Consider the following 11,633-nt stretch of genomic DNA (forward strand, 5'->3'; position numbering starts at 1 on the left):
TAGAGATTGAAAGGCATGAAGGCTTTGCTTTTTATCATTTATTCTCCCCTTCAAGATTTTCAGATAGCGCCAGCTTAATCGGTTCAACGGCGAAGGTCAGCCCTTTTTCGCCGTTATCTGCGACAACATAGCGCACCGCGCCTTCGGTGCTGGCGAAGTAATGTTTGCCTTTTCCTTGTGTCAGCAGCTTTTGTAATTTCTGCTGGCTTTGCGGTTTGGTCAGTGTGGGAATCACCGCGCGCATCAGGGCGCTCATGTACTCCTGCGCCTTGGCTTTTGCCGCTTTCTGCTCCGGCCCTTGAATCGGCAGCCAGGTAATTTGAATCGACTTAATCTTCAGCGTGCCGCGCTCCAGAGCCGTCGAGGCGTAGAGGTTTTCATTTATCTTGCTGGCGGCACGGGTAATGGTGAGCTGATCGCGGCTGGAGGTAATCGAACGGAACTCGCCGAGCGGCAGGCTGGGGTTTTCAGTATTGAACTTTTCCCTAAACTGGCTGATGGAGAGATCAAACGCCGGGGCGCCAGTGAGCAGGTATGGGGCAACGGCTGCAGGCGTTTCCGCTGACAGTACGGTCTGACTAAAACTCAGCGAGATGAGCCCTGCCAGACAGAGCGTTATCCATTGTTTCATACCAATCGTCCTCCTCTTTTCAGATGACGATTAAAACGGGAACGGCCCCGGTTGTCAAAATGTGCCCACTTCAGGGTAAACTACGCGGCACAACTACAAAGGAAAGAGTACATGACTCTACAGCAATGGTTATTTTCCATTAAAGGGCGTATTGGACGCCGTGACTTCTGGATCTGGATTGCCATCTGGGCCGTGACGATGGTCGCGCTGTTCAGCCTTGCGGGCGGCGGGCTCGTCGACTTACAAACTGCGGCGTTTATGTTGGTGTGTCTACTATGGCCAACGGCGGCAGTGACCATTAAACGTCTGCATGACCGGGGGAAATCAGGTCTCTGGGCGCTGCTGATGGTGCTGGCGTGGATGCTGCTGGCGGGCAACTGGTCCATGCTGCCCGGCGTATGGCAGTGGGGCGTTGGGCGCTTTGTTCCGACGCTGATTATCGTCATGATGCTGATCGATCTCGGCGCGTTTGTCGGCACCCAGGGCGAAAATAAATACGGTAAAGATACCCAGGCCGTGAAGTATCGCGCCGATCACCAGTAGTGTTCGGCGGTCATGTGGCCCGGACGACGGCGCAGGTGTTTGGTCATCTGCCGGGTCTCTTTCAACAACTGCTGGGTGTCGCGCACCATCTGCGGGTTGCCGCACAGCATGATATGGCTGGTTTCCGCGTTGAGCGGTAACCCTACCGAGGCTTCCAGCGCGCCGCCTTCAATCAGTGGCGGAATGCGCCCATTCAGCATCCCCGGCACGTTTTCCCGGCTGACAACGGTCTGAATACGCAGTTTGCCGTTATAACGCGCGGCTAATGACTGCATTTGCGGCAGATAGCTTAAATCGGCGGCGTAACGCGCTGCATGTACCAGCACCAGATTTTTAAAGCGATCGAGGTCTTTGCCTTCTTCCAGAATCGACAGGTACGGACCAATCGCTGTGCCGGTTGCCACCATCCACAACGTCTCGCAGTCAGGGATTTCGTCCAGCACAAAGAAGCCGGCTGCCTCGCTGACGATTTGCACATCATCACCCGGTTTTAGCGCCGCGAGCCGTGGGCTGAGTTTGCCCTCCGGAACGGTGACCAGATAGAACTCGAGGTCGGGATTGCTGGGGGCGTTAACGTAAGAGTAGGCGCGCTGTACTCGCTCGCCGTCGATATCCAGCCCCAGCTTGGCGAACTGCCCGGCGGTAAACGGATGAACCGGCGCGTGGACGGTAAGGCTAAACAGTGCATCGGTCCAGTTCTGCACTTTAACGACTTTGCCTGTAACCCAGTCTGCCATGGCGTATCTCCTCTCATTCGCGTTATCTTATCTTCACCGCGACGAGAAAAGATTTCCAGCCCGAAAGGGCTGGAAAGCTCGATTGATCAAATGATTTAAAGAATGTGACGCTGGATTTCAGCGTCTTTGCGATCGAGATAGTGAATAGACTGAATGCGGCGAATGGTGCGCGATTTACCGCGGATCAGCAGCGTCTCGGTGGTGGCGATATTGCCCTTGCGGGTAATGCCGTCGAGCAGATCGCCCTTGGTGATGCCGGTAGCGGAGAAGATAACGTTATCGCTGCGCGCCATGTCGTCGAGCGTCAGCACGACACCCGCTTCAATGCCCATCGCCTTGCAGCGTTCCAGCTCGTTTTCACCGATACGACGGTTCTCTTCGCTATCGCCCTTCACGTGATGACGGGCCAACAGGCGGCCATGCATATCGCCATCCAACGCGCGAATCACTGCCGCGGAGACTACCCCTTCCGGCGCGCCGCCGATGCCGTACATCACATCGACTTCGCTATCCGGCATGCAGGTCAGGATAGAGGCGGCAACGTCGCCGTCGGGAATCGCGAATACGCGCACACCCAGCTTTTGCAACTCGACAATCACCTGGTCGTGACGCGGCTTGGCAAGAATGGTAACGGTTAACTCGGAAAGCGGCTTGTCCAGCGCACGGGCGACATTGCGCAGGTTTTCTTCCAGCGGTTTGTTCAGATCGATGGCGCCTTTTGCGCCAGGGCCGACAATCAACTTTTCCATGTACATGTCAGGGGCGTTGAGGAAGCAGCCTTTATCGCCAACGGCCAGCACTGCCAGGGCGTTGGCCTGGCCCATCGCCGTCATGCGGGTGCCTTCAATCGGATCGACGGCGATATCCACCGCGTCGCCGTTGCCGGTGCCGACGGACTCACCGATGTAGAGCATTGGCGCTTCATCGATTTCGCCTTCGCCAATAACGATGGTGCCGTCAATGTTGACCTTGTTGAGCATAATACGCATGGCATTGACCGCTGCGCCGTCGGCGGTGTTCTTGTCGCCACGGCCCAGCCATTTGTAGCCTGCCAGCGCCGCCGCTTCGGTGACGCGCGAAAATTCGATTGCCAGTTCTCGTCTCATTACAAACTCGTCCAGGGAAGTAAAATTGTGCGAAGTTTAGCACAGCCCTTTTCGGGCTGTGGGTATGGCTACGCGTTGGAATAACGTTCGGTTTCCGGCATCCAGCGCTCAATCAGCGCATTGGCCTGCTGTGGATAACGGTCATGAATATGCCGTGCCAGGCGCTGAACTTCGGGGATCATGGCCTGATCGCGCAGTAGGTCGGCAACTTTAAATTCGGCGTTGCCGGTCTGGCGGGTGCCGAGCAGTTCGCCGGGGCCGCGAATCTCGAGATCTTTCTGAGCAATCACGAAGCCGTCGTTGCTGTCGCGCAGTACCTGCAGGCGCATCTGCGCGGTTTTTGACAGCGGCGCTTTGTACAGCAGTACGCAGTGTGAGGCCACCGCGCCACGGCCTACGCGGCCTCTGAGCTGGTGCAACTGCGCCAGCCCCAGACGCTCCGGATTTTCGATAATCATCAGGCTGGCATTGGGCACATCGACGCCGACTTCAATCACCGTGGTGGCAATCAGCAAATGCAATTCGCCCTGTTTGAACGCCTGCATGACGGCCTGCTTCTCGGCGGGTTTCATTCGCCCGTGGACGAGGCCGATATTCAACTCCGGCAGCGCCAGCTTCAGCTCTTCGCAGGTGGCTTCCGCCGCCTGGGCCTCCAGCAGGTCAGACTCTTCAATCAGCGTGCACACCCAGTAGGCCTGACGGCCTTCGGTGGTGCAGGCGTTGCGTACGCGGTCGATAATATCGTGGCGGCGAGTATCGGGGATCGCGACGGTGGTGACCGGCGTGCGTCCCGGCGGCAGTTCGTCAATCACCGAGGTATCCAGATCGGCATAGGCGGTCATCGCCAGAGTGCGGGGAATTGGGGTTGCGGTCATGATCAGCTGATGCGGGTGAAAGCCCTGCTGTTGGCCTTTTTCCCACAGCGCCAGACGCTGGTGGACGCCAAAGCGGTGCTGTTCATCGATGATCACCAGCGCCAGCCCGTTAAACTGCACCTGTTCCTGGAAGATGGCGTGGGTGCCGACAATCATCTGCACCTGACCGCTGGCAATGGCCTCCTGCTGTGCCTGACGCGCTTTACCTTTCTGTTTACCCGCCAGCCAGCCCACTTCAACGCCCAGCGGCGCAAACCAGCTGCGGAAGTTGTTGGCGTGCTGTTCGGCGAGCAGTTCGGTCGGCGCCATCAGCGCTACCTGCTTGCCGTGGGCGATGGCGCGTAGCGCGGCCAGTGCGGCAACCAGCGTTTTCCCGGAGCCGACGTCGCCCTGTACCAGGCGCATCATCGGCACATCCAACGCCATGTCGTGTTCAATTTCCGCGGTGACGCGCGCCTGTGCCCCCGTAGGCTTAAATGGCAGCGCCGCCAGCAGCTTATCTTTCAGCGCATCGTTGGCGCTGAGCGGCTGAGCGTGGAAACGCTGCGCGCCCGCGCGCAAGGCCAGCATACTCAGGTTGTGCGCCAGCAGCTCTTCAAGGATTAGGCGCTGCTGCGCCGGGTGTTTACCGGTTTCTAAATCAGCAAGCTGGAGCGTCGGCGGTGGGCGATGCAGCGTACGTAGCGCCTCCGGCAGGCTCATCATGCCCTGTGCCAGTTCCGGCGGCAGCAGTTCGCTGATGGCGCAGGTATCCAGCAGATCCAGCGCCTGGTCGGTGAGTTTACGCAGCGTCGCCTGCTTGATGCCTTCGGTTGTGGGGTAGACCGGCGTTAAGGTCTCCTGCAAATCCGGTGTGCTGAGGTCACCCTGTACGCGGTATTCCGGGTGGATCATCTCCGCGCCGTACTTGCCGCGTTTGGCTTCACCATAGGCTAGCACCCGCCGCCCGGTGGCGAGGCTGTTTTTCATCGCCGCGTTGAAGTTGAAAAAGCGCATGGTCAGGATGCCGGTGCCGTCGCTAATCTGGCAGGTCATCATCCGGCGGCCGCCGAAGGTGATATTGCAGTTCAGGACTTCGCCTTCCACGGTTACATAGATGCCGGGAAGCAGTTCACCGATAGGATAAAGTTGGGTGCGGTCTTCGTAGCGCAGCGGCAGGTGCAGGAGCAGATCCTGCACCGTGTGCAGACCAATTTTTGCCAGCCGGCTGCTCTGCGCGGCGCCAACGCCGGTCAACGTGTTGAGCGGAACGGCATCCAGCAGACGGCTTTGCATAACAGTTACTCCGAGGCCTGCATAGTGGACCACCACGTGGCATCGGCTTCAATTTCGCCTTGCTCGTTGACGTGGGGATAAGGGAGTCCTTTGCGTTTAGCGACGTTTGCCAGCACTGGGTAGCCGCCTTCAAACAACAGGCGCTGCTGTTCTTCGTCCGGTAGCATACTGTTTTCCCGGCGGTACATGCCGGCGTTCTGCCGCTGGCGCTGCGCTTCGTAGAGAATCAAGGCTGAAGCGACGGAGACGTTGAGTGACTGCACCATGCCGATCATCGGGATGATGATGTCCCGATCTGCGAGGGCTAATGCTTCCTGGGTGATACCGGTTTTTTCCTGACCCATCAGAATACAGGTCGGGCGGGTATAATCGATTTCACGGAAGTCGACCGCTTTATCAGACAGATGTGTCGCCAGAATCTGCATGCCCTGGCTTTTCAAATGCCCCACCGCGTCGCCAATGGTGCGATGGGTCTTTACCTGCACCCAACTGTTGCTGCCCGCTGCTGCCGAGGCCATCGTGCGCATGCGGTTACCCGGCCAAACGGCGTGAACTTCGTGAACGCCTACAGCATCGGCGGTGCGAACGATCGCCGAGACATTATGAGGTTTGTGGACCTCCTCCATGCAGACCGTCAGGTCAGGCTGACGCCTGGCGAGCATCTCACGGATACGCGCATAACGCTGTAAGTTCATAAAGCTAGTTTCGGTTACGGGTGACTTTGATGACGTCCGGCATCACGCGGATTTTGCGCATGATATTCGCCAGATGCACGCGGTCGCGGGCAGTCAGGCGGATAAAGGCGCTGTATACGCGGCCGTCTTTCTCTTCCGTATTCAGGCTTTGAATGTTGGACGTCGCGGTATTGATGGCTGCCGTCAGGTTGGCCAGCGCCCCCTGATGGTTGAACATATCAACCTTAATCTCGGTGATAAATTCCTGCGCCGTCTCTTTGTCCCACTCAACCGCCATGAATTTCTCAGGTTCTTTCTGATAGCCGCGAATGTTGCGACAGGATTCATGGTGAATAACCAGCCCTTTACCCGGGCTGACGTGGGCGATGATCGGGTCGCCAGGGATCGGACGACAGCATTTCGCGAAGGTGATCAGCACACCGTCTGCGCCTTTAATCGGCAGATGGGTATGCCCGGAGGCACCCGGTGCAGAAGGGATTGCTTCACCCTGCTGGAGGTTTTTCGCCACCACTACGCTCATGGCGTTGCCAAGGCCAATTTCGGCCAGCAGATCGTCAAGAGTGGCAAGACGCATACGGTCAAGTTCACGCTGAACATGATCCGGCGGGATTTCCGCGAGCTTGCGGCTACCGCCCAGCGCGTGGTTCAGCAGACGGCGACCCAGGCTGACGGAGTCGTCGCGCTTGAGGTTTTTCAACATCTGGCGAATTTTGGCGCGCGCTTTTGAGCTGACGACAAAGTTGAGCCATGCCGCATTCGGGCGTGCGCCCGGCGCGGTGATGATTTCGACCGTCTGGCCGCTGGAAAGCGGCTGCGACAGCGGGTAAGGCTGCCTGTCGACGCGCGCGCCCACGCAGGCATGACCGATATCGGTATGCACGGCGTAGGCGAAGTCCACCGGCGTCGCGCCAGCGGGCAGTTCGACGATGCGGCCTTCCGGGGTGAAAACGTAAATCTCATCCGGGAAGAGATCGGATTTAACGCTCTCGATAAATTCAAACGAGCTACCGGCGCTCTGCTGCAGTTCCAGCAGGCTTTGCATCCAGCGCTGGGCGCGGATTTGTGCGGTAGTACTGCTTTCGCCACCGTGCTCTTTATAAGCCCAGTGCGCGGCAACACCCATTTCTGCCATTTGATCCATGTCTTCGGTACGGATCTGGACTTCGACCGGGACACCGTGCGGCCCAATCATCGAGGTGTGCAGGGACTGATATCCGTTGGCCTTTGGAATCGCGATGTAGTCTTTTACGCGACCCGGGCGCGGCTTGTACAGGCTGTGCATCTGGCCCAGTACGCGATAGCAGGTATCCAGATCGTGGACGATAACGCGGAAGGCGTAGATATCCATGATCGAGTGAAAACGCTGCTCTTTCAGCACCATTTTGCAGTAGATAGAGTACAGATGCTTCTCGCGACCGCTAACGCGACACGGAATTCCCGCTTCCTGCAAACGCCCTTCAATTTCAGAAAGGATCTTCTGAATCATCTCTTTACGGTTACCGCGCGCGGCTTTCACCACCTCTTTAATGACGCGATAACGGTTGGGATACAGCGCTTCAAAGCCCAGCTCTTCGAGCTCGGTCTTGATGTGATGGATACCTAAACGGTGTGCCAGCGGGCTGTAAATTTCGAGGGTTTCACGGGCGATGCGGCGACGTTTGTCCGGGCGTAATGAGCCCAGCGTGCGCATGTTGTGGGTACGGTCGGCAAGCTTGATGAGGATGACGCGGATATCCTGCACCATCGCCATAATCATTTTGCGAAAGTTTTCGGCCTGCGCCTCTTTCTTATCGCGGAACTTGAGTTTATCAAGTTTAGAGACCCCCTCTACCAGTTCAGCAACGCTTTTGCCAAACAGTTGCTCCATGTCCTGGTAGGTGGCAGGGGTATCTTCAATCACGTCGTGCAGCAGGGCGGCCATCAGCGTTTCATAGTCGAGCTTCATCTCGGCCAGAATGCAGGCTACCGCTACCGGGTGCGTGATATAGGGTTCACCGCTTGAACGTGTTTGCCCCTCGTGAGCGTCACGTGCAACGAGATAGGCCTGCCGAAGACGTTTAATCTGGTCTTCCGGCAGGTAATTTTGAATCAGCTGATTCAGGCTCTCAAACAGATACAAGGGCGACCCGCTATCTAATTAACGACGACCTTCAGCAATAGCGGTAACAGCTTGTAATTCAGCGGCTTCCTGCTCTTGCTGTTCCTGGCGCTCGCGCACGTCGAGGATCTGGTTGTTGATCAGACCTTCTTCGATTTCGCGCAGTGCGATCACGGTGGTTTTATCGTTTTCTTCCGGTACCAGCGGATCCTTGCCGCCTACCTGCATCTGACGAGCGCGACGCGCGGCGACCAGTACCAGGTCAAAACGGTTACCAATTTTCTCTACAGCGTCCTGAACAGTTACGCGTGCCATACTTTAATGCTCCACAGGTGAAGAAATGACTGGGCATGATACTGAAAGTGGGTTCAGTCTGCCAATAATTTGCTGATTAAAGCGTCATGTCGCTGCTTTTGGCGGCTCATACGCAGACGTTCAGCGCGGAGGATGGTCTTTAAATCACTCAGCGCGGTATCGAAATCATCATTGACGATGAGGTAATCATATTCCGCGTAATGACTCATTTCTGCAACTGCCTGAGCCATTCGTTTTGCGATGACTTCCTCGCTGTCCTGGCCACGGCCACGCAGGCGGCGGTCCAGTTCAATTTTAGACGGCGGCAGAATGAAGATGCTGCGCGCGCCCGGCATGCTTTTACGGATTTGCTGTGCGCCTTGCCAGTCGATATCCAGGAAAACATCAACGCCGGTCGCCAGGACCTGCTCGATAGCCTGACGCGAGGTGCCGTAATAGTTGCCAAAGACTTCTGCGTGTTCCAGAAACGCACCTTCGCCAATCATCGAACGGAATTCGTCGTGATTCACGAAGAAATAGTGTTCACCGTGCACTTCACCCGGACGCGGCGAGCGCGTGGTATGTGAAACAGAGACCTGGGAGTCATACAACGGTTGGGTTTTTAATAAAGCCTGAATCAGGCTGGATTTACCCGCGCCGCTAGGGGCGGAAACAATATAAAGCGTGCCTTGAGCCATGAGTGTCTTTTGTATGTGATGATCGAAAGAGAACTTACATACGAGCCTATTATACACGGCGGCGCTGCGCGACGTAGCCTTTGTCACACTTTTTGCGCCAGTTTATTTCATTTTGCGAGTCGTTTTCCTGAATTATCCCCATGTTGCTGCAACGAATGCAATTTCCCTGAAGCCTGCTCGGGAAACGATACGCTCGTGCTCGCGTCCAGAAAACGGCTGCATTACAAACAGAGCCAGCGTACTGACGGGGAAAGCATATGAAGGCATGGATGATGGGCCTGGGGTGGCTGCTGGTTATGCAGGTGCAAGCCAGCTGTCCAGTCTGGTCTGCCGCGCGGGCCGAGCAAGAGATTGCGCAGCTACAGGGGCAAATAGCAAAGTGGAACGCCGATTACTGGCGGCAAGGCGTCAGCGGGGTGAGCGACGGCGTCTATGACCAGCTTACGGCTCGGCTCGCGCAGTGGCAGCATTGCTTTGGTGCGAAACCCGTAGAGAGCACGAGTTTGCCGCCATTACACGACGCGCTTAAGCATCCTGTCGCCCATACCGGAGTGCGAAAACTGGCGGATGCACGGGCTGTAGAGCAGTGGATGCAAGATAAAGCGGAACTGTGGGTGCAGCCAAAAGTTGATGGCGTTGCGGTAACGCTGGTTTATCGCCATGGGCAGCTTTACCAGGCGATTAGTCGGGGTGATGGTCTGGTGGGGGAAGACTGGACGGATAAGGTCAGACAGATACCGTCGTTGCCGAAAACGGTTCAGGGGGCTCTGGAAAACAGCGTTTTACAAGGCGAGATCTTTTTACGCGCCGAGGGGCACGTGCAGCGCAAAATGGGCGGCATGAACGCCCGTGCTAAGGTGGCGGGTATGTTAATGCGACAAGGCAAGCGTGAGCCACTGTCGGCATTATCGCTGTTTATCTGGGCATGGCCGGATGGTCCGGCGGCGATGTCTGAACGGCTGGCGCAGCTGTCTGCGTCTGGATTTGAACTTGCCCAGCGCTACTCTCATCGTGTTTCTTGTGTTCAGGAGGTGGCGAGCTGGCGCGAACATTGGTTAACCACGCCGTTACCCTTTGCGACTGATGGCATTGTGATCCGGCAGGCTAAAGAACCCGCGGGCGCGTACTGGCAGCCCACGCAGGGAACCTGGGTGGCAGCATGGAAATACGAGCCGGTGGCGCAGGTCGCGCAGGTGAACGGTATTCACTTTTCGATAGGGCGTAGCGGCAAGGTCTCAGTTGTCGCAGAGCTTGAACCGGTAAAGCTGGATGACAAGCTGGTGAGACGGGTGAATGTGGGCTCCGTTGCACGCTGGCGACGTTTGGATTTCACCGTGGGCGATCAACTGCTGGTGAGCCTGGCAGGTCAGGGGATTCCCCGGCTGGATAGCGTGGTCTGGCGTGGGCAGGATCGAACAAAACCCAATCCTCCTATGGGGGAATACCATTCGCTAACCTGCTATTTTCTCACGGATGGCTGTCGGGCACAGTTTCTGGCTCGCCTGAACTGGTTGTCTTCACCACAGGTTTTTAATCTGGAAGGTTTGGGAGAAGCTGGCTGGAGCAGGGTGATGATGGCGTTACCGTTCGACCATCTTTTTTCCTGGCTTGAATGGCAGGCGGCCCAACTAAAAGCGATACCGGGGGTAACGCCAGAACGCGGCGAACAGCTATGGCACCGTTTTGATATGACGCGGCGTCAGCCTTTTCGGCTGTGGGTCAAGGCGCTGGGGGCGCCATTGCCCGAAGCTGCGCTCAAGGCATCCGGCGATACCTCATGGCAGCAAATTTCAGCGCGTGATGAGCTGGCCTGGCAAAAGCTACCGGGCATTGGGCGAGAGAGGGCCCGCCGCCTGGTGACCTTTTTCCACCACCCCACGATCGTTGCGCTTGCCGACAAGCTACATACGCTGGGCGTGGTGGGATTTGATTAGTGAGTTTCGTGGCGGTAGTGAAATACTGGCAGACCGAGCCGCAATCTCAGCGCCAGCATGCGGGCGGTAAAGCCGAACAGCAGCGTTGAAATCACCACCACATCGTGATTGCTGACATAGTGCTGTAGCGCGACGTAAAGCACGGCGGCGGCAAAGGAGATGCCTGCGTAAAGTTCTTTCTGGAATACCAGCGGAATGCGTTTGCAGAACATGTCGCGCAACACGCCGCCAAAGACACCGGTAATGACTGCGGCAATCACGGCGATAATCGGGCCTTCACCCATATCCAGGGCGATTTGGGCACCGATGATAGAGAAAACGATAAGCCCCACGGCATCCAGCACCAGAAACAGGCGACGCAGGTGCGGCATCACCGGCGCGACGATGGTCGTCAGCACAGCCGCAACGGCGACGGTGATGATGTATTCCGGATGCTGCACCCAGCCTAGCGGATAGTGACCCAGCAACATATCGCGTACGGAACCGCCGCCCAGCGCGGTGGCGGTGGCGATAATAATCACACCAAAGGTGTCCATACGGCGACGTCCGGCGGCCAGCGCGCCAGTCATGGCTTCAGCGGTGATACCAATCAGGTAGAGGATGTGCAGTAACATGTTTGCTCCCGAAATGAATGGCAGAAGGGTAGCGATTTGTGCGTGAGATCACGATTGAGATTTTCTAAGGAGAGTGAATTTTAATTACTAAAACTAATTTTAATTGATGTTCTTATCGCAGTAGTGTTGGGAC

The 11,633-nt window shown here is 56.9% G+C and carries 11 protein-coding genes; 2 read left to right on the forward strand and 9 right to left on the reverse strand.

The window, feature by feature from the left end:
• Positions 1 to 34: 34 nt before the first annotated feature.
• Positions 35 to 631: a DUF1454 family protein gene (locus NNN71_RS13320; protein WP_163446937.1), complete on the reverse strand. Its 597-nt coding sequence runs from the start codon at positions 629 to 631 to the stop codon at positions 35 to 37.
• 111 nt (positions 632 to 742) lie between these two features.
• On the opposite strand from NNN71_RS13320, the gene NNN71_RS13325 reads away from it, so the two are divergent.
• Positions 743 to 1,174, forward strand: a complete 432-nt coding sequence (locus NNN71_RS13325) for a DUF805 domain-containing protein (RefSeq protein WP_064540928.1) — start codon at positions 743 to 745, stop codon at positions 1,172 to 1,174.
• Here NNN71_RS13325 and fpr read toward each other — a convergent pair.
• The 7 genes from fpr to gmk form a co-directional block, all read right to left on the reverse strand.
• Entirely contained in the window at positions 1,165 to 1,911 is a 747-nt protein-coding gene (fpr, locus tag NNN71_RS13330) for a ferredoxin--NADP(+) reductase (protein ID WP_064540931.1), read from the reverse strand. The genes NNN71_RS13325 and fpr overlap by 10 nt on opposite strands.
• Positions 1,912 to 2,006: 95 nt before the next feature.
• The gene (gene glpX / locus NNN71_RS13335; RefSeq protein ID WP_163446939.1) at positions 2,007 to 3,017 is read right to left on the reverse strand and encodes a class II fructose-bisphosphatase; all 1,011 of its coding nucleotides are present in this window, start codon (positions 3,015 to 3,017) and stop codon (positions 2,007 to 2,009) included.
• 68 nt (positions 3,018 to 3,085) lie between these two features.
• Positions 3,086 to 5,167: an ATP-dependent DNA helicase RecG gene (gene recG, locus NNN71_RS13340; RefSeq protein WP_163446941.1), complete on the reverse strand. Its 2,082-nt coding sequence runs from the start codon at positions 5,165 to 5,167 to the stop codon at positions 3,086 to 3,088.
• A 5-nt stretch (positions 5,168 to 5,172) separates the two neighbouring features.
• Positions 5,173 to 5,862, reverse strand: a complete 690-nt coding sequence (gene trmH, locus NNN71_RS13345) for a tRNA (guanosine(18)-2'-O)-methyltransferase TrmH (protein WP_167574793.1) — start codon at positions 5,860 to 5,862, stop codon at positions 5,173 to 5,175.
• 4 nt (positions 5,863 to 5,866) lie between these two features.
• Positions 5,867 to 7,981 (reverse strand): bifunctional GTP diphosphokinase/guanosine-3',5'-bis pyrophosphate 3'-pyrophosphohydrolase, encoded by a 2,115-nt coding sequence (gene spoT / locus NNN71_RS13350; protein ID WP_064540943.1) that lies wholly within the window; start codon positions 7,979 to 7,981, stop codon positions 5,867 to 5,869.
• Positions 7,982 to 7,999: 18 nt separating this feature from the next.
• Positions 8,000 to 8,275: a DNA-directed RNA polymerase subunit omega gene (gene rpoZ / locus NNN71_RS13355; RefSeq protein ID WP_000135058.1), complete on the reverse strand. Its 276-nt coding sequence runs from the start codon at positions 8,273 to 8,275 to the stop codon at positions 8,000 to 8,002.
• 53 nt (positions 8,276 to 8,328) lie between these two features.
• A complete protein-coding gene (gene gmk, locus NNN71_RS13360; protein ID WP_163446945.1) occupies positions 8,329 to 8,952 on the reverse strand; it encodes a guanylate kinase in 624 nt (207 codons plus the stop codon).
• Between the two features lie 257 nt (positions 8,953 to 9,209).
• Between gmk and ligB the strand changes: the two genes are divergently transcribed.
• On the forward strand, positions 9,210 to 10,886 hold the full coding sequence (gene ligB / locus NNN71_RS13365; protein WP_271458661.1) for an NAD-dependent DNA ligase LigB: 1,677 nt from the start codon (positions 9,210 to 9,212) through the stop codon (positions 10,884 to 10,886).
• Here the strand turns inward: ligB and NNN71_RS13370 are convergent.
• Positions 10,883 to 11,500 (reverse strand): trimeric intracellular cation channel family protein, encoded by a 618-nt coding sequence (locus tag NNN71_RS13370; RefSeq protein ID WP_163446949.1) that lies wholly within the window; start codon positions 11,498 to 11,500, stop codon positions 10,883 to 10,885. The two genes, ligB and NNN71_RS13370, sit on opposite strands and share 4 nt — an antisense overlap.
• Positions 11,501 to 11,633: the final 133 nt, after the last annotated feature.

The organism is Kluyvera sp. Awk 3, from assembly GCF_028069715.1.
Taxonomy (GTDB): domain Bacteria; phylum Pseudomonadota; class Gammaproteobacteria; order Enterobacterales; family Enterobacteriaceae; genus Kluyvera; species Kluyvera georgiana_A.